This is a genomic window from Stenotrophomonas sp. YJH_SMC_133, assembly GCF_059370655.1.
This window is the reverse complement of sequence record NZ_JCAFTW010000004.1, coordinates 41,731-60,370: the sequence shown is the minus strand read 5'-3', so window position 1 is coordinate 60,370 and position 18,640 is coordinate 41,731. Positions and strand designations below refer to the sequence as shown.

The following is an 18,640-nucleotide window of genomic DNA, read 5'->3' as shown; positions in this document are numbered from 1 at the left end:
CAGAGCAGGGTGCATGGATGGATGACAGCGTGCCACCGTCTGGGGTGCCGGACCATACTCAAAACGTCCTAGAATCCGCCTTCCCCCGGCTCCCTGGTGTGTCATGTCGGTTCCCCCCTCTTCGTCTGCGGCTGCCCCCCGGGGTGGCCTTGTCGCGCTGGCATTGCTACTGGTCTACGTGGTCTGGGGCTCGACCTACCTGGGCATCGCCAAGGCCCTGCACGGCGGCGCGCTGCCGCTGACGATGGTTTCCGGCAGCCGGTTCATCATTGCCGGTGGCCTGATGTTCCTGGCCTTGCGCCTGTTCTGGAAGATGCCGAACCCGACCCTGCGGCAGTGGCGCAACCTGGTGGTGATGGGCGTGACCATGCTGGTGCTGGGCAACGGCATGGTGGTGCTGGCCGAGCGTGAGGTGTCCTCGGGCCTGGCCGCGACAGCGGTGGCCTCGGTGCCGCTGTGGATGGCGCTGTTCTCGGCGCTGCGCGGGCAGCATGCCAGCCGCGGTGAGTGGCTGGGCATCGCCATCGGCTTCCTCGGCGTAGTCTGGCTCAATGCCGGCAGCAGCCTGACGGCCTCACCGACCGGGCTGGTGCTGCTGCTGATCGCGCCGATCGGCTGGGCCTTCGGTTCGGTGTGGGCGCGCGGCCTGGACCTGCCGGGCCCGTTCATGACCGCCGCCGGGCAGATGATCTGCGGTGGCGTGCTGCTGGTGCTGATCGGCCTGGCGGTCGGCGAGCGCCCGACCACGCTGCCCGATACCGGTGGCCTGCTGGCGATGGCCTACCTGTGCGTGTTCGGTTCCATCGTTGCCTTCACCGCCTACGTCTGGCTGCTGCAGAACGTGCGGCCGGCGCTGGCCGGCAGCTATGCGTACGTCAATCCGGTGATCGCGGTGCTGCTGGGCGCGCTGCTCAACGGCGAGCGCTTCGGCTGGCGCGACCTGCGGGCGATGGCGGTGATTCTCCTGGGTGTGGTGGTGCTGACAATGGCAAGGACGAGAAAGAAGTGAGCATGGACGAGAAAGAACAACGCCGGGGCCTGCTGGTCACCGCATCCACCTTCGTGATCTGGGGCCTGGTGCCAGTCTATTGGCACCTGCTCAACGAGGTACCCTCGTTCCAGATCATCGCCCACCGCATCATCTGGAGCACCGTGATGGTGCTGGGCTGGCTCTTGATCAGCTCGCGCCTGGGCTGGTGGCAGAAGATCGCCGCGCAGCCGCGCGCGCTGCCGATCCTGCTGGTGTCGAGCCTGACCATCGCGTTCAACTGGGGCCTGTACATCTGGGCGGTCAACGCCGGCCATGTGATCGAGACCAGCCTGGGCTACTTCATCAACCCGCTGGTGAACGTGCTGCTGGGCGTGCTGGTGCTGAAGGAGCGGCTGCGGCGCCTGCAGTGGGTGGCGGTGGCGATGGCGGCGGTGGGCGTGGCCTGGCTGACCATCGACGCGGGTACGCCGCCGTGGATCGCGCTGGGCCTGGCCTGTTCGTTCGGCCTGTATGGCCTGCTGCGCAAGCTGGTCTCGGTCGATCCGGTGGCCGGCCTGGGCGTGGAGAGCATGTACCTGTTCCTGCCGGCGCTGGCCTTCGCGATCTGGGCGGAAAACGGCCATGGCGGCGCGTTCTTCCATGGCTGGGGCTGGCGCAATGACCTGCTGCTGATCTTCGGTGGCGCAGTGACCGCAGTGCCGCTGATCGGTTTCGCCTACGGCGTGAAGCGCATCCCGCTGTCGCTGGTCGGCATCCTGCAGTACATCGCGCCGAGCCTGCAGCTGCTGCTGGGGGTGTTCTTCTTCCACGAAGCGTTCGATACCGCCAAGGCGATCGGTTTCGCCGCGATCTGGGCCGGCCTGATCCTGTTCGTCGGCGACAACATCCGTACGATGCGCGCCAAGCGCTAGCGCCGGCGGGGCTGCGGGGTCGGATCCCTCCGCAACGCGGAGGGCTCTGACCCTGTTCTATCCGTCGCGTGGGGTCAGAGCCCTTCGCAGGGCGAAGGGATCCGACCCGCTTCCACCCAAAAAAGAACGGCGCCCCGAAGGGCGCCGTTCTGCTTCCATCCACCGCCAGGAGAGAGAGATGGCGGTGGCGGGAACGCGGTTGCAGGCTTAGAAGCGCTGCTGGTACTTCATGTACATGAAACGACCGATGTCGAAGCCACCGTAGTAGGTGAAGCTGCTGTTCGGCTGGCTGTACATGATCGGACCCTGGTGGTCGAAGACGTTGTTCACGCCCAGCGACACGGTGCCGTCCCACGGCAGGCTGTAACGCACCTGCAGGTCGTGGAAGGTGTTGGAGCCCACCTTGCGGCTCGGCTGCGCATCGGTGTACGGCGAGACGAAGCCGGCCATGTTGCAGTCCGGGCCACCGGCCAGGTCATACGAGCAGGCTTCCTTCATGCCCGAGTAGTAGCGGGCGGTCCAGCCGATGCCCAGGTCGCCGTACTGCCAATCCAGGTTGAAGGTCGAACGCACGCGGAAGTTGCCCTGCCAGCCGGTCTTCTGCTCCACCGGCGTGGTGGCGGCGCTGTCGTTGCGCTGCTCCAGGTAGTCGGTGTAGGTGGTGTTCCAGGTGGCGGCAAAGCGGCCGAACGCGGTTTCCGGCAGGCGGTAACGCAGGCTGAAGTCGTAGCCGGCGGTTTCGCGGTAGCCCGCATTGACCAGCGAGCGATCCAGCGACGTCACCTGACCCAGCGTCTTGGCGCTGGTGGAACGGGTGAAGCGGCCGCACGCCGAATCCACGCCCTGCACGTAGCACTGGTTGAGGATGTCGGTGGCCGACTCACCCACGATCGCGTTGTCGATGCGGATCTTCCACCAGTCCAGGCTGACGTCCAGGCCCGGCACGAACTCGGGGCTGTACACCAGGCCCACGGTCCAGGTCTTGGCGGTTTCCGGCTTCAGGTTCGCATTGGAACCGGAGTCGAAATCGGCGATGCCCTGCTGGCCCGGACGGTTGGCGACGTTGCCTTCCGACGCGGTCTGCTGGCGGAAGTCCGCCGGCACCTTCAGCGCCTGGCAGCGTGCGGCCACGGTCGCGCTGCTGGCAGCGATGCCAAACGAGGTATCGCACGGATCGGTGAACGAATCACGGCTCTTCACCGCACCGCCGTACAGGTCGTCCACGGTCGGCGCACGGAAGCCGGTGCCGTAGGTCGCGCGTACCAGCAGGCTGTCGATCGGCTTCCACTTCAGGCCGAACTTGCTGTTGGTGGTCGAACCGAAGGTGTTGTAGTCGGTGTAGCGGCCGGCCAGGTCCAGCGACAGTTCACGCGCGAACGGCATGTCGGCCAGCAGCGGTACCTGCAGCTCCAGGTAGACCTCGTTGAGCGAGTAGTCGCCACGGGTCGGCTGGCCGGTGGTGCCGGCAATCTGGCCCTTCTGCACCATCAGGTCCGGGGTGTAGCTGGCTTCTTCGTTGCGGTGCTCGAAGCCCATCGCGGCCATCACGTCGCCGGCCGGCAGGGTGAACACCGAACCGGAGATGTTGGCGCTGGCGACCTTGGTGGTGCTCTTCATCTTGTCGACGAAGCGGGTGAACAGGTAGTCCTGCACGTCCTGGTTGCTCAGCGAGCCCGGGCCCGCATAGCCCATCGGCGCGGCCGGGTTCCACGGCACGCAGCCGGCGATCACTGCACCCGGGCTGCCGCAGCGTGCCACGGTGCCATCCATGAAGGATGGGCCGACCGCCAGGTCGACGTGCGGCTGGTACATGCTGCCGGTACCGATGCGCTCGCCTTCATTGCGGTTGTACATGTAGCTGACGTTCCAGTCCCAGTAACGCGAACCGGTTTCGAAGCTGCCTTCCAGGCCGATGCTGGCGCGCTTGGTGTCCAGGTTGTTCTCGGTCGCACGCGGCATTTCTTCGGTGCGGTGCGAGAACAGCACGTCCTGGCCCCAGTGGTTGAACGCGCTGTCCTTGGACAGGGCAGCACGGGAACCGTTGCGCGCCTGTGCGGTGGACACCGAGTAGGGGTAGCCGGCCAGGTGCTTGGTCGACTCGCGCTTGCTGTACAGCGCGTCGGCCACGATGCGCAGGTCATCGGTGATCGAGAAGCCACCGTTGGCGAACACCGAAGTGCGCTCCAGGCCGCTCAGCAGGCTCATGTTGGTCTTGGTGTTGGCACCATCGGCCGGATTGGGCGTGTGGAAGTTGCCCTTCTGGCTCGGGTCGCCGCCCGGGCCCACGGTCAGCGACTTGCCGTCGACGGTGACGCTGCCCCACTGCGTGGTCTGGTTCAGTGCCTTGACGTCGTCGGGATGGCGCGGGCCACCCGGGTAACGGCTGAACTCGCGCTCGCTGCCGAGAATCTCGTCTTCCTTGGTGCGCTCGGCGCCGACGCTGAACCAGCCGCGGTCGAAGGTCTTGCCGAAGGTGGCGCTGTAGGAGCGCTTCTGGCCGTCACCTTCACCATACTGGCCGACGTAGACGCTGGCTTCGCCACCGTCGAAGTTCTTGCGGGTGATGATGTTGACCACACCGGCGATGGCGTCCGAGCCGTACAGCGCGGACGCGCCATCGGTGAGCACTTCCACGCGCTCGACAATCGCCGAGGGAATCGAAGCCAGGTCGGAGTAGCCACCGGCGCTGACGCCCATGCGGCGGCCGTCGATCAGCACCAGGCTGCGCTCCGGGCCGAGGTTGCGCAGGCTGACGTACGTGCCGCCGAAGTCGCGCGAAGAACTCAGCGACGACGAGCGGCTCAGGCTCGGTGCGCCGGCGGCGGTGACGTCCTGCAGGATGTCGGCGACGTTGATGTAACCCTTCTTCTCGATCTCGGCGCGGCTGAGCGCGACGACCGGCTGTGCGGTCTCGACACTGGCCTGGCGGATGCGCGAGCCGGTGATTTCGATGCGATCGAGGTTGGTCGGGGTATCGCCGGCGCTCTGTGCGAAGGCGGGGGTGGTGCAGCTGGCGGCCAGCGCGATGACGATCGCGTTGCGCAGCGGATTGGTTTTCAGGGACATCCGTGAAATCTCGTGTTTCAGGAAAAACAAGCGCCCGTTCTATGGACGCGTGGGGTGCTGCAAACCAACGTGGGGGGGCGATTCTAGAATGTTTCCATTCGTAACTGTTTGCCTCTGCGCCGCGGATGTGCGCGAAAATGAATCGCAACCAACAATCCACAGATGGGATGTGCGCAACGTCACGCGCGTTGCGCTTTCGATGGGCAGAGGCATCGATAGCGGCGTATTTCCCGCAATCTGTAGGCGTGCGCGTGCGCCGGCATCCATCCACGCATGGCGTGGATCTACTGGACGTCCTGGCTCACCACCAAGCGTGGACGACGCGCAAAATAAAAGGGACGGAGCCTTCGCTCCGTCCCCTGCGTGATGCGCAGTCCACCGCTGCGTGATGCTCAGGTTTCTCGCAACGCCGTGGTGATCGGCAAACGGGCCGCGCGCAGCGCCGGGAACAGGCCGCCGACCAGGCCGATGCCCAGCGCCCATTTCAGTCCGGTCCACAGCAGTTCCGGCGACACATGGAACTTGAACACCACCGCGCTGAAGTTGCTGCCGATGGTGGACACGCTGTAGCCATTGAACAGCAGCCACGCCACCGCACACCCCAGAAGGCCACCCAGCAACGCCAGCAGCATGGTCTCCAGCATCACCGCCGTCACCACCGGCAGGCCGCGGAAGCCGATCGCGCGCATGGTGGCGATCTCGCGCGCACGGGTGGCCACGGCCGCATACATGGTGTTGAGTGCGCCGAACACTGCACCCACCGCCATGATCGTGCCGATCACCTTGCCGAGGATGTCGATCAGCTTGGTCAGCCCGCCGCCCTGCTTGCTGTAGTAGACACGGGTGGTTTCCACGTCCAGTTTCAGGCGCGGGTCGGCGGCGACCGCTGCCTTGAACTGCTCGAAGCCGGCCTTGCCATCGGTACGCACGCTGATCGACTGCCAGGCGCTGCGCTGGTAGGTGGTGGCCAGCGTATCGGCGTCGGTCCACAGCTCCGAATCGTGCGCATCGCCGGTGGCGAACACGCCGACCACGGTCCAGGTCTGATTGCCCAGGGTCAGCGTCCTGCCCACGTCCATGTCGCGGAACTGGCCCTTGGCACCCTGGCCGACCACGATCTCGCGCAGGCCGGCTGCGAACTTGCGGCCTTCGATGATCTTGACCTTGTCATGCACGGCCCAGGCCTGCGGACCAACGCCGCGGAACTGCGCGTTGACGTCGGTGCCGTCGGACTTCGACACCAGGTTGACCACCTGCGACAGCTCCGGCGACAGCAGCGGCCGGCCTTCGCCATCGCGGCTGATGCCGGGCAGGGTGGACAACGTCGGCACCTGCTCGCGGGTGATCACCGAGTTGGTCTCGGCCTGCGAGCCGCCGCGCAGCACGATGGCGGTGGTGTCGTCGCCGGTGTTGTTGAGCGTGGCCTGGAAGCCTTCGCCCATCGCCAGCATCGCCACCAGCACGCCGACCACGCCGGCGATGCCGACCACGATCACCGAGGACGCGCCCCAGCGCTGCGGCAGGCTGGCCACGCCGATGCGGGTGGCGGCCAGCGCCAACCGTCCGCCACGGGTCAGCAGCAGCCAAAGTGCCACCAGCACGGCCACGGCCAGCACGCCAAACCACGGCAGGCTGATCCACAGCACCAGGCCGATCACCAGCAGCAGCACCGTCAGGCCGTTGCCCAGCCATTTCTTGAGTTTGCTCTTGAACATGTCGGTGTCCTCCTCAGCGGCCGGCCAGTGCGTCGACGATCTTCAGGCGCTTGGCACGCAGCGCCGGCAACAACCCGACGATGATGCCGATCACCACGATCAGGCCCAGCCCCATCAGCCAGGTCGGCGTCGGTACGTGTGGCGGCAGCATGCCCATGCTCTTCGGGCCGATCGCCGGCAGGATCAGTGCGGCCAGGCCCATGCCGATCAGGCCGCCCAGGCCGATCAGCAGCACCGACTCCACCATCACCAGGGTCAGCACGGTGCTGTCCTTGAAGCCCAGCGTCTTCAGCGTGGCCAGCTCCGGCACGCGCTCGCGCACGGCCTGCGCCATGGTGTTGCCGGTCAACAGCAGCAGGGTGAAGAACACCGCGCCCATGATTGAAGTGACGATCATGCCGATGTCGGCGAACTGCTTGACGAAGGCCTGCTGGAACGCCGACTCGGTCTGGGTCTTGGTCTCGTGGTCGGAGTTGGCCGAGATTGCATCAATGGCCTGCGCTACCCGCGAGGAATGATCCGGGTTGTCCAGCGTCACCGTGTACCAGCTCACCTGGTTCTTGATGTAGTCGTTGGATTCATCGAAGTACTTCCAGTTCATCATCAACTGGCGTTCTTCGTTGGCCGCCAGCGCTCGGTCCTTGGAACGGTAGATGCCCTTCAGTTCCAGCGGCCAGTCGTTGCTGCCGCCGCGCGGGAAGATCGTGGCCTGCAACGGGATGGTGTCGCCGATCTTCCAGCCGAACTGCTTGGCCAGCGATTCGCCGACGATGGCGCCGGTGCGGGTCTGCTTCCAGTCCTCCAGCTGTGCCGGATCGATCTGCAGCTCGCGGTAGACATCGAAGTAGTTGGGCGACACCGAGAAGTTCGGGAAGAAGTTCTTTGGATCCTGGTAGATGCCGCCGAACCACATGCCGTAGGCCACGTCGCGCACGCCGGCCACCTGGCGGATCTGGGTTTCCAGGCGGATCGGCAGCGACTGGGTGATCGACAGCCGCGAGGCCACCACCAGGCGGTTGGCGCCTTCCACGCTGCCGCCGGACGAGAACGCCACGCGCACCGAGTCGAGCATGCCGAACAGCAGGAACGCGGCCACCACCGACAGCAGGGTCAACAAGGTGCGCGTGCGGCTGCGGAACAGCTGCGCCCACACCAACGAGAAGTATTTCATCGCCGTGGCCTCCGTCAGTGGGCCAGCGGCGCGTCGGCCAGCTCGCCCTTGTCCAGGTGCACCGTGTGCGTGGCGTACTCGGCGGCCTTCGGGTCATGGGTGACCATGATGATGGTCTTGCCGTGTTCGCGGTTGAGCTGCTGCAGCAGGCCGAGGATCTCCTCGGCGGACTGGCGGTCGAGGTCGCCGGTGGGTTCGTCGCAGATCAGGAAGGTCGGGTCGGAGACGATCGCCCGCGCGATCGCCACGCGCTGCTGCTGGCCGCCGGACAGTTCATTGGGGCGATGGCTGCGGCGGTCGGCCAGGCCGACCAGGGTCAGCGCGATCTCGGCATTGCGGCGGCGCTGCGCGGCATTGAGATGGGTCAGCAGCAGCGGCAGCTCCACGTTCTTCTGCGCGGTCAGCATCGGCATCAGGTTGTAGAACTGGAACACGAAGCCGACGTGGTGGCTGCGCCAGGTCGACAGCTGGCCGCCGCTCATCTGGTCGATGCGCTCGCCTTCGATGCTGATCTCGCCGCCGCTGGGGTTGTCCAGGCCGCCGATCAGGTTGAGCAGGGTGGTCTTGCCCGAGCCGGACGGGCCCATCAGCGCGACGAAGTCGCCGCTGGCGATGTCCAGGTCGATGCCGTGCAGCACCTGCACTTTCTCGGGGCCACGCTGGTAGGTCTTGGTGATGTTGCGCAGTGAAACCAGGGTCGACATGGGTGGTTCTCCACGGAAGGCGGGAAACGGGGAAGCGCACCTGCGGTGGCCGCAGGCGTGCGTCGAGCGGTGTTGCCGGCGGCGCCCATGGGCGCCAGGCCGTTACTGCGCTTGTTTCTGTTGCACCTTGGCGCCATCGCGCAGGGTGTCCGGCGGGTTCACCACCACCGACTCACCCGCGCTGACGCCCTTGAGGATCTGGCGGTCCTTGCCCATCGCCTGGCCGGCCTCGACCGTGCGCTGCTGCACGCGGCTCTGGTCGCCCAGTACGAAGGCCACCGAGGCGCCCTCGCGCTGGACCACCGCGCCAGCCGGCACGCGCACGCCCTGCGGTTTGGCGGCCGCCTGCGGCTGCGCCTGCTCCAGGAAGCTGACCCGCACGCCCATCTCCGGCACGATGCGCGGGTCCTTCACCTTCAGCGCCACGCGCACCTTCACCGTGGCCTTGCCGCGGTCGGCAGTGGGGATGATGGCGATGACCTCGCCCGGAATCTTCCACTCCGGATAGGCATTGAGCGTGGCTTCCACCGGCATCTTCGGTTGCACGCGGCCGATGAAGGCCTCGCCGACCTCGACTTCGATCTCCAGCGAGTCCATGTCGACGATGGTGCCGATGCCGGTACGGGTGAAACCACCGCCCGCCGACAGCGGCGAAACGATTTCGCCCGGCTGCGCGGCCTTGGCGGTGACCACGCCGGAGAACGGCGCGCGCACGATGTTGTTGTCCACGCCCAGATCGGCAATGGCCAGCTGGTCGTTGGCGACCTTGACGTTGCGCTGGGCCGTTTCCAGCTGCGCACGCAGGCTGTCACGCTGGGCCACGGCCTGGTCGTACTGCGAACGTGACACCAGTTGCTGGCCGACCAGCGCCTGCAGGCGGCTGGCTTCGGCGGCGGCCTGCTTCTGCTGTGCCTCCAGCCCGGCCACCTGGCTGCGCGCGGCCTGCAACTGCGAGGCATACAGGCTGCGTTGGGCGTCGGCATCGATCGGGTCCAGCGTGGCCATGATCTGGCCCTGCTCCACGCGCATGCCCTCCTCGATCATCACCTCGCGCACCTTGCCGGTGATCTTGGCCGAGACCGTGGCCATGCGCCGGGCCACCACATACCCGCTGGCATCGAGCACTGAACTGCTGGCGTTGCCCTGCTGGATGGCCACCGCGGGCGCGGTGTCCACTTCCACAGCCGGCGCGCGGCCGAACAGGAAGGCCACGGCAGCGGCGATCAGCAGCACGACCACGATGATCGCGATCCACAGCCAACGACGGCCACCGCCATTGCTGCCCCCACCGGAGGCGGGCGGCGGCGACTTGCGGTCGATACGGAGTTCCTTCAACAGCTCGGCAGAAGCGTTCATTCGTTCCATCACAGGCGTTCGGGCGGGTGTGGCCGGAAGAGCGGACGGCGGCGGTTCCGGCGGTGGAGCGTGCGGCACAGCATGAAGGCAGGCACAGCGATGACGGCAGTGACAGCTGTCATCCGATGACACTGACGGCGGCAACTGCGAAATGTGACCACGGCGGCACAGGATGGCAACGTCCCCGCTACCGGTACCGCCCATGAATCCGATCGCCCCGTCGCTGGCCCGCCTGCAGCAGGTGCAGGTGCGCTACCGCGACCATACCGCCCTGCATGGCATCGACCTGCAGGTCCGCGCTGGCCAGGTGCTGGCATTGCTGGGCCGCAACGGTGCCGGCAAGAGTACCGCGATCAGCGTGCTGTTGGGCCTGCGCCGCGCCGATGCCGGCCAGGTCGAGCTGCTCGGCGGTGACCCGCAGCAGCTCAGCAGCCGCCTCGGCCTGGGTGTGATGCTGCAGAGCACCAGCCTGCCACCGATGCTGCAGGTGGACGAACTGGTGGCGCAGGCCAGCGCCTGCTATCCGGACCCGATGCCGTTGCAGGAGGTGCTGCAGCGCGCAGGCCTGCAGGCGCTGGCACGCCGCCGCTACGGTCAGCTGTCCGGTGGCCAGCAGCGCGCGGTGCAGTTCGCCATCGCACTGTGTGGCCGCCCGCGCGTGCTGTTCCTGGACGAGCCCACCACCGGCCTGGACATCCAGGCGCGGCAGGCGATGTGGCAGGCGATCCGGCAGCTGGTGGCCGAAGGCTGCGGCGTGCTGCTGACCACCCACTATCTGGAGGAGGCCGAAGCGCTGGCGCAGCAGGTGGTGGTGCTGGAGCAGGGCCGGGTGCTGGCCGATGCACCGTTGATCGAGCTGCGCCTGGCCGACCGGCCGCGCCGCATCCGTTGCCGCAGCGTGCTGACTGTTGAAGATGTACAGCAATGGCCGGGCGTGCAGCACGTGCAGCGTGACGGCGAGCATCTGCAGCTGCTGGCGAGCCCGGCCGAGCCGGTGGTGGCGCGCCTGCTGGCCGCCGATGCGCAGCTGCGTGAGCTGGAAGTACAGGGCGCAGCGCTGGCTGACGCCTTCCTCGACATGACCCGGGAGGCCGCATGAACACGATGACCCGTACCGGCATCACACCCGCGCCGCCATCTGCCTGGCGCCAGGCCCTGCGTCCGTACCGCGCTGAACTGGTGGCCGAACTGCGCCGCGCCTGGCGCACGCCGGCCTTCGCGGTGCCCTCGCTGCTGTTCCCGGTGTTGTTCTATCTGTTGTTCGGCGTGCTGCTCGGGCGCGGTCACGCGCCGCTGTACCTGCTGGCCACCTACTGCGTGTTCGGCGCGATGGCCCCGGCGCTGTTCGGCTTCGGCGTGCAGCTGGCGCTGGACCGCGAAGGCGGCCTGCTGACCCTCAAGCGCGCGCTGCCGATGCCGCCGGCGGCACCGTTGCTGGCACGGCTGGCGATGGCGGTGATGTTCGCGCTGCTGGTGGCCTCGTTGTTGATCGGCGTGGCATCTGTGCTGGGTGGTGTGCAGCTGCACGCCCTGCAGGTGCTGCAGCTGCTGGCGGTGGCGGGCCTGGCAGCGCTGCCGCTGGGCGCGATCGGCCTGCTGATCGGCAGTCATGTCAGTGCCAGCGCGGCACCGGCGATGGTCAACCTGGTCTACCTGCCGCTGGCCCTGCTGTCGGGCCTGTGGCTGCCGCTGTCGGCGCTGCCGAAGCTTTTCTCGACGATGGCCCCACTGTGGCCGACCTGGCATCTGGCGCAGCTGGCGCTGCCGGTGGTCGGGCTGCCGTCGGTGGGCAGCATGGCTGGCCACCTGCTGGTGCTGCTGGCGGTCACGGTGGTGGCGCTGCTGCTGGCGCGCCGCCGCCTGCGCCGGATCGGCTGAACTGGCATGATCGGCAGCGATCATTCCCGCCTGGATTCTTCCGTGTCGTCGAGCTGGCTTGCGTCCCTGCTGCGCCCCGCGCCGGACTCGGCGGTGGCCGACCTGCTGCGGCGTGGCAAGTCGCCCTGGAGCGGTGCGATCCACCTGCTGTGGTCGGTCTGGATCTTCCTCACCCCGGTGCTCAGCAATGGCTTCACGGTGCGCTGGCTGCTGCTGACCGTGGCCAGCTATCCGCTGTTCCTGCTGCTCTATGCGAAGGTGATGCTGGCGCCACGGCATCACGCATGGCGCTATGCGCTGGGCATGATCCTGATGGCCCTGGTGCTGCTGCCGTGGTATCCGTCGGGACTGAGCTACTTCGTGTTCGGTTGCGTGATGATCCGCATGAGCAGCCGTGGCGGCTGGTGGGTGTACCTGTTGCAGCTCACCGGCCTGAACCTGTTGTTCTGCGGCGCTGCGCTCTACGTCGGTTATCCGTGGCAAGCCATGGTGTGGATGCCGGCCGTGTCGTTCATCGTCGGCCTGGTGGTGAACGTGGAGGCCTTGAGCCATCAACGGGACGTTGCCCTGCAACTGTCCCAGGACGAGGTGCGGCGGCTGGCCACCACCGCCGAGCGCGAGCGTATCGGCCGCGATCTGCATGACCTGCTGGGCCACACGCTGTCTCTGATCACGCTGAAGCTGGAGCTGGCGCGCAAGCTGTACGACCGTGATGGCGCGCGCGCGCGGCAGGAGATCGGCGAAGCCGAGGCGATCGCCCGCGAGGCGCTGGCCCAGGTGCGCAGTGCGGTGACCGGCATCCGCGCCAGCGACCTGGCTGGCGAGCTGGCCTCGGCGCGCCTGCTGCTGGAATGCCAGCAGGTACACCTGCAGTACACACCGCCGCCGCCGATGCCGGTCGACGTGGAACGTGGGCTGGCGCTGGTGCTGCGCGAGGCTGCGACCAACATCGTGCGCCACGCGCAGGCGACCCGGGTGCAGGTGGATTTCATGCTTGAGGAACGACAGTTGGTGATGCAGATACGCGATGACGGCCGCGGTGGCGTACAGGCCGAGGGCAACGGATTGTGTGGCATGCGCGAACGGGCGATGGCGCTGGGCGGCCAGTTGTCACTGCAGTCGCCGCGCGGAGAAGGCACGGTAGTGACCGTGCGCGTGCCACTGGTGGCCGCGACCACGCCGCTGTCGCCAGCGTCATTGGCGCAGGATGGTGCCGCATGATCCGCATCCTGCTGGCCGAAGACCAGGCGATGGTGCGCGGTGCATTGTCGGCGCTGCTGGGCCTGGAGCCGGACATCGAGGTGCTGGGCAGCGCTGCTGACGGCGAGGCGGCGTGGCGCATGCTGCAGCAGCTGCAGCCGGACATCCTGGTCACTGACATCGAAATGCCCGGCCTGTCCGGGCTGGAACTGGCCCAGCGCATCGCCCGCCACGAGTTGCCGATCAAGGTCGTGATCGTGACCACCTTCGCCCGTGCCGGCTTCCTGCGCCGCGCGCTGGAAGCGGGCGTGCTGGGCTACCTGCTGAAGGACGCACCGGCCGAGAACCTGGCCGATGCCCTGCGCAAGGTGAAACAGGGCATCCGCGCGATCGACCCACAGCTGGCACTGGATGCGTGGTCGCAGGCCGACCCGCTGACCGACCGCGAACGCCGCGTGCTGCGGCTGGCGGGCGAGGGCCGTACCGCCAGCGAGATTGCCGAGCAGCTGGGGTTGTCGCATGGCACGGTGCGCAATTACCTGTCCGAGTGCATCGGCAAGCTGGGCGTGGCCAACCGGATCGAGGCGTACCGGCTGGCGCGGCAGAAGGGATGGTTGTAGGGGCGTGCGCCGACGCACTGGTAGCGCCGGGCGCTGCCCGGCGGATTGTTACCGCGCCTGCGGAGAGGTGTCACTTTCTTTGCTCGTGCAAAGAAAGTAACCAAAGAAACACGCCGCCAGAGCGCGAGCCGTCGCTACGCGACGGTTCCCTGCGCTTCTCGGGGAATCAGGGGACGGCGCCGAACTCGCTTCGCTCAAACACCGGCGCCTCTACGCCCCTGATTCCCCTGCGATGCTCGGCTCGCTAGAAGGCGGACCCAACGTCAAAAGCCACAGCTGCACCCAGTAGATCCACGCCATGCGTGGATGCTGTTGCTCTTGATCTTGACCTTCCAGTCCGCCTTCAAGCGAGCCGAGCACCGGAGGTCCGGCGAGGGCGAAGAGGTGCGGGTGTCTGAGCGCAGCGAGTTCCCGCGCCGTCCCTCGACGGGCCGAGGAGCGCAGGGCACCGGCGTGCGAAGCACGCCGGCTCGCGGCCGGCGGAGCGTTTCTTTGGTTACTTTCTTTGCGCGCAAAGAAAGTGACACCCCTCCGCAGTCGCGGAAACAATCCGCCGGGAACACCCGGCGAATCCGCTCAATCCTTCCCGCGCGCCATCGCCTGGAACACGCCATCGCGCCGCACCCACAGGTGGAACAACGCCGCACCCACGTGCATCAGCACCGTGGCGAACAACACATACGCCAACAAGCTGTGCGCATTGCGCAGCGCGGCATACAACGCCGGGGTGTGCGGCACGATCGGCGGCAGGTGCAGGCCCAACAGCACGATCGGGTAACCGCCGGCCGACAGCATCGCCCAGCCGATCAACGGCATCGCCAGCATCAGCGCATACAGCATCCAGTGCGAGGCCTTGGCCGCCATCACCTGCCACACCGGCAGGTCGGCCGGCAGTGGCGGCGGGCGGTGGCGCAGGCGGTTGTACAGGCGCAGCAGCACCAGCAGCAGGATCGCGATGCCCAGTGGTCGGTGCAGGTCGATCAGCATCGGCCGCAGGTGCAGCGAGGCGACCATGGTCACGCCGATGAACAGCATGGCGATGATCATCAGCGCCATGGTCCAGTGCAGCACCCGCGCCAGCAGGTTGAAGTGGCCGTTATGGGTGCTCATCGCGCGGCCTCCTTCGGTTGCTCGACGTTGCCGCTGGCGCGCTCGCGCTCACGGCGGTTGAATGACTGCGAGTACACCGCAGAGCGTGCGGCCAGGATCGGATCATCACTGCCGCGCACGCCACTGGGCAGGATCAGCGGATCGAAGTTGATCTGGCCGCACGCGCCTTTTTCCTGCGACTGCATGCGGTCCAGGCTGAGTACGCCGGCCACCACCTGATCACGCGACTCGGGCCACGGCACCGACGGATCATCAATGGCATCACCGGGCTCGGCGGTGGTGACGACCAGGTTCCAGCGCACCGGGCCGCTGGCCATGCGCTGTTGCAGTTCCTGGCTGAGGAAATCGACGCTGGCCTGCTTCCGCGTTTCCGCATCCATCTCCACCACCGGCGCCTGCGGCTGCCAGCGCCAGCGCACCGCGCGCTTCTGGCCCTGCGCGTTGGTGAACCAGAAGCTGTTGACGCTGTTGAAGGTGGTGTCAGCCCAGCTGCTGGTCCACGGCGCGGTCTTGGCCCACTGCTGGAACGCCTGTGCGCTGGGGTATTTCGCCAGCACCGCGGCCATCTTCTGCGGGTCGGGCTTGCCGGTGGTCGGGTCGGGAATGGAGGCGCGCGTCTGCTCGTAGAACGCCTCGGCATCGGGCACCGCGAAGAACGGGAAGCTGTTCATTGCCATCCGCCATTCCTGGCCGTCATCGCTGACCAGCTGCACCGCCAGGCTGCGTACGCGCGCGGTGTTGTCGGCGCCGTAGGGATCACCGCCGCCGATCGACAGGCGGCCCATCACCGGCACGCGGCGCTGCGAGAAAACCCGTGCACTGGACAGGGTAGGGGCCTGTGCACTGGGTTCGAACCAACCGCTCACGCAGATGCCCTTGCTGTGCGCCCGGCGGAACCCGGGATGTGCCGGGCCGGTGGCTTCGATGGTGTCGGTGAAGCGCTGCGCGGTCAGGCGGCCGCCAATCCAGCCGGCCAGCCAGGCGAAGGCCAGCGCGACCGCACCCAGGATGAGTGCGATCAGTGCGATCCAGAGCAGGGGTGAATGCTTGCGTGGCGCGCCCGGCGTCTTGCCAGCGCGGGTGTAGCGGAAGAGCGACATGGTCGGAGTCCTGCCTTCACGGAGCGTGTGGGTGGTCGACCCACACATCCTCGCAGAACCCGGCCGGGGCCGAAATTCAATTTTTCGTCAGATTTTCCGGGGACGGCGTGCCGACCAACGGTCGGCACCCACCCGATCAGCTGTAGCGCTGCTTCAGCATCGCCCACGCCGAGCGCAGCGCCAGCGCTTCGCCACCGGCCGGACGGCCCGGGCGCTCGCCGTCGTTCCAGGCATACACGTCCAGATGCGCCCAGCGCTGGCCGTCTTCCAGGAAGCGTTCCAGGTACAGCGCGGCGGTAACCGAGCCGGCCATGCGCGAACCGGCGTTGGCCAGGTCGGCGATGCCGCTGCTCAGGTAGCGCAGGTAGGGGCGCCACAGCGGCATGCGCCAGACCGGGTCGCGGGTCGCGTCACCGGCCTGCAGCCACTGCTGGGCCACCGTGTCGTCGTTGCTGAACAGCGCCGGCAGGTCCGGGCCCAGGGCGATGCGCGCGGCACCGGTGAGGGTGGCGAAGTCCAGCACCAGGTCCGGTTTCTGCTCACCGGCGAAGGTCAATGCGTCGCACAGGATCACGCGGCCCTCGGCGTCGGTGTTGTCGATCTCCACGCTCAGGCCCTTGCGGGTGGCGATGACCTCGCCCGGACGGAACGCATCGGGGCCGATCGCGTTTTCCACTGCCGGCACCAGCAGGGTCAGGCGCACCGGCAGCCCGCGCGCCATCACCAGGCCGGCCAGGGCCAGTGCGTGCGCGGCGCCGCCCATGTCCTTCTTCATGTTGCGCATGCCGTCGGCCGGCTTGATGTCCAGCCCGCCGGTATCGAAGCACACGCCCTTGCCGACCAGCACCAGTGCCGGGTCGGTTTCCCTGCCCCAGCGCAGCACTACCAGGCGCGGCGCACGATGCGAAGCGCGGCCCACGGCGTGGATGGCCGGGAAATTCTGCTTCAGCAGTTCGTCGCCGGTAATCGCCTCGACCTGCGCACCATGTGCATGGGCCAGCGCGCGCGCGGCGTCTTCCAGCTGCTGCGGGCCCATGTCTTCGGTCGGGGTGTTGACCCAGTCGCGCACGCGCAGGCTGGCGGCGATCAGGTCGGCCACTTCGCCGGTCGGCGAGGCCACCAGCTGCGCCGGTGCGCGGTTGCGCTTGCGATAGCGGTCAAAGCGGTAGCTGCCCAGGCCCCAGCCCAGCTGCAGCAGCGCCAGTTCGGCGGCCGGCAGTTCATTGGCCAGCTGCCAGACGCTGCCTTCCGGCAGCGCGTGCGGCGCATGCGCATAGCTGTAGGCATCGGCACGATCACCCACGCCCATCACGGCACCGGCCAGGCCATCGGCGCCCGGCAGCAGTGCCACGCTGTGGGCGCCGGCGTTGAAGCCCTGCGATGCCAGCCACGCCTGCGTGGCAGCCGGCTGGCTGTCCTTCCAGGCGGCGAACTGCTCGCGGTCCAGCACGTACAACGGCAGCGCCGCAGCGGTGTCGGCGGTGAAACCAGTGATCTCGCTCATGCGTCAGGTACTCCGGGGTGCGGCGGCGTCGAGGTTGGCATCCAACCAGTCGGCCAGGCCGGTAAGGGTGTCGAACTGCAGGTCCGGCTGCAGCTGCGGATGGGTCCAGGTGGCTGCGTCGCGGTTGATCCAGCAGCCGCGCAGGCCGGCGGCAATCGCCCCGGCCACGTCCATGTCGGCATGGTCGCCGACGTGCAGCACCTGTGCCGGTGCCACACCCAGGCGGGTGCACGCGGCATGGAAGATGCTGGCTTCGGGCTTGGCCGCGCCGTGTTCGCGCGAACCCAGCTGGAAGGCGAAATGATGGGCCAGGCCGATCCGCTCCAGGTCGGCGTTGCCGTTGCTCAGCGCCGCCACCGGTACCCGTGCGGCAATGCGCGCCAGCGCGTCGATCGCATCGGGATAGCACTCCACCTGGTTGCGCGCGGCGTAGAACACTTCATACGCTGGCTCCAGCAGATCGAGGCTGGCACCGCTGGTGTGCAGTGCTTCGTGCAGGGTCAGCCGGCGCAGCGCACTCAGGTCGTGGTGGAGGTGCGGATGGGCGTGGTACAGCCGCTCGCGCAGTTCGCGCATCGCCTCCACCGGATACATCGCGGCGGTAGCGGGGCTGTGTTCGCACATCCAGGCGTGCAGGACCTGTTCGATGCGGGCGCCGATCGGAGCGAACGGCCACAGCGTGTCGTCAAGGTCGAGGGTGATGGCTTGGACGGGGAAATTCACCCCGCCATTCTACCCCTGCCAGCACGGGCTTTCATGCGACGCGGCGGGCGGGTGGGCACTGTGGCTGGGCCGGGTCAGCGCAGGTTGTACGAGCAGGCGATGGTGGTCTGGCCGTCGAACTGCTGCACGTCCAGGTTGTGCCGCCCAACTTCCTTCGTGTAGGTGCCTGCTACCGGGTCGGACATCTTCGCCAGTGCCGCGACCTGTTCCACACTGGCCGAGCTGAAGTACGCGGTGAAACTGTCGATGCCATCCTCGCCGCTGTCGCCGTCATAGGACTGCAGCCGGTTCACGGGCTGGCCCAGCACCATCAAGGGCGTGGTCAGCCGGAACTCGCCGCTGGATTCGCCGTCCTGCACCCTTGCCGGGGCCGGTGTCAGCATCCGGGCCATGGCGTCGAACTGTATGGGCGTGAGGTGCCGCTTGCAGGTAACCGCCTCAGTAAGCTGGGTGCGCGCCTGATCGGCAGTCGGCGGTGTCGCGGCGAACGCGGGAGCGGCAATGCAGGCCAAGGCAAGGCAACGCGTGGCGAGAGAGTTCATCCGAGCGGATCCATCCGGGTAGGGCGCCATAGTCTGCCACTTCGTCCCT

16 protein-coding genes are annotated in these 18,640 nt (G+C 67.5%); 6 read left to right on the top strand and 10 right to left on the bottom strand.

Annotation, left to right across the window (positions count from 1 at the left end):
- The first annotated feature begins 103 nt into the window (after positions 1-103).
- Positions 104-1,009: a drug/metabolite exporter YedA gene (gene yedA, locus AC5P78_RS06820; RefSeq protein ID WP_495217175.1), complete on the top strand. Its 906-nt coding sequence runs from the start codon at positions 104-106 to the stop codon at positions 1,007-1,009.
- Positions 1,006-1,902, top strand: a complete 897-nt coding sequence (gene rarD, locus AC5P78_RS06815; RefSeq protein WP_032965507.1) for an EamA family transporter RarD — start codon at positions 1,006-1,008, stop codon at positions 1,900-1,902. Before yedA ends, rarD begins: the two co-directional genes overlap by 4 nt.
- Before the next feature lie 207 nt (positions 1,903-2,109).
- Here rarD and AC5P78_RS06810 read toward each other — a convergent pair whose 3' ends face one another.
- From AC5P78_RS06810 to AC5P78_RS06790, 5 genes are all read right to left on the bottom strand, one after another.
- Positions 2,110-4,968 carry a TonB-dependent receptor plug domain-containing protein gene (locus AC5P78_RS06810; protein WP_005407725.1) on the bottom strand — a complete coding sequence of 953 codons (2,859 nt, stop codon included), beginning with the start codon at positions 4,966-4,968 and terminating at the stop codon, positions 2,110-2,112.
- A gap of 392 nt (positions 4,969-5,360) precedes the next feature.
- Positions 5,361-6,683, bottom strand: a complete 1,323-nt coding sequence (locus AC5P78_RS06805) for an ABC transporter permease (RefSeq protein ID WP_005407726.1) — start codon at positions 6,681-6,683, stop codon at positions 5,361-5,363.
- Between the two features lie 13 nt (positions 6,684-6,696).
- The gene (locus AC5P78_RS06800) at positions 6,697-7,854 is read right to left on the bottom strand and encodes an ABC transporter permease (protein WP_005407727.1); all 1,158 of its coding nucleotides are present in this window, start codon (positions 7,852-7,854) and stop codon (positions 6,697-6,699) included.
- A 14-nt stretch (positions 7,855-7,868) separates the two neighbouring features.
- Positions 7,869-8,558 (bottom strand): ABC transporter ATP-binding protein, encoded by a 690-nt coding sequence (locus AC5P78_RS06795; protein ID WP_004137569.1) that lies wholly within the window; start codon positions 8,556-8,558, stop codon positions 7,869-7,871.
- 102 nt (positions 8,559-8,660) lie between these two features.
- Positions 8,661-9,914, bottom strand: coding sequence for an efflux RND transporter periplasmic adaptor subunit (locus AC5P78_RS06790; RefSeq protein ID WP_164173016.1), 1,254 nt, complete (start codon positions 9,912-9,914; stop codon positions 8,661-8,663).
- Between the two features lie 202 nt (positions 9,915-10,116).
- Between AC5P78_RS06790 and AC5P78_RS06785 the strand changes: the two genes are divergently transcribed.
- From AC5P78_RS06785 to AC5P78_RS06770, 4 genes are read left to right on the top strand one after another with little or no spacing between them, the layout of a single operon-like run.
- Positions 10,117-11,013 (top strand): ABC transporter ATP-binding protein, encoded by an 897-nt coding sequence (locus AC5P78_RS06785; RefSeq protein ID WP_060380312.1) that lies wholly within the window; start codon positions 10,117-10,119, stop codon positions 11,011-11,013.
- Positions 11,010-11,792, top strand: coding sequence for an ABC transporter permease (locus AC5P78_RS06780; protein WP_060380313.1), 783 nt, complete (start codon positions 11,010-11,012; stop codon positions 11,790-11,792). Before AC5P78_RS06785 ends, AC5P78_RS06780 begins: the two co-directional genes overlap by 4 nt.
- Before the next feature lie 6 nt (positions 11,793-11,798).
- On the top strand, positions 11,799-13,013 hold the full coding sequence (locus AC5P78_RS06775; RefSeq protein ID WP_134945478.1) for a sensor histidine kinase: 1,215 nt from the start codon (positions 11,799-11,801) through the stop codon (positions 13,011-13,013).
- Complete coding sequence (locus tag AC5P78_RS06770) at positions 13,010-13,612, top strand: response regulator transcription factor (protein ID WP_005407733.1); 603 nt, start codon at positions 13,010-13,012, stop codon at positions 13,610-13,612. Before AC5P78_RS06775 ends, AC5P78_RS06770 begins: the two co-directional genes overlap by 4 nt.
- Positions 13,613-14,188: 576 nt before the next feature.
- On the opposite strand, the gene AC5P78_RS06765 is transcribed toward AC5P78_RS06770, so the two are convergent.
- From AC5P78_RS06765 to AC5P78_RS06745, 5 genes are all read right to left on the bottom strand, one after another.
- Positions 14,189-14,722 (bottom strand): cytochrome b, encoded by a 534-nt coding sequence (locus tag AC5P78_RS06765; protein WP_099497938.1) that lies wholly within the window; start codon positions 14,720-14,722, stop codon positions 14,189-14,191.
- Positions 14,719-15,822, bottom strand: coding sequence for a catalase family peroxidase (locus AC5P78_RS06760; protein WP_060380191.1), 1,104 nt, complete (start codon positions 15,820-15,822; stop codon positions 14,719-14,721). The genes AC5P78_RS06765 and AC5P78_RS06760 overlap by 4 nt, the downstream gene beginning before the upstream one ends.
- A 136-nt stretch (positions 15,823-15,958) precedes the next feature.
- On the bottom strand, positions 15,959-17,326 hold the full coding sequence (locus AC5P78_RS06755; RefSeq protein ID WP_012478900.1) for a leucyl aminopeptidase family protein: 1,368 nt from the start codon (positions 17,324-17,326) through the stop codon (positions 15,959-15,961).
- 3 nt (positions 17,327-17,329) lie between these two features.
- Positions 17,330-18,049 carry an HAD family hydrolase gene (locus AC5P78_RS06750; protein WP_049441851.1) on the bottom strand — a complete coding sequence of 240 codons (720 nt, stop codon included), beginning with the start codon at positions 18,047-18,049 and terminating at the stop codon, positions 17,330-17,332.
- Between the two features lie 74 nt (positions 18,050-18,123).
- On the bottom strand, positions 18,124-18,441 hold the full coding sequence (locus AC5P78_RS06745; RefSeq protein WP_223846454.1) for a hypothetical protein: 318 nt from the start codon (positions 18,439-18,441) through the stop codon (positions 18,124-18,126).
- Positions 18,442-18,640 lie beyond the last annotated feature (199 nt).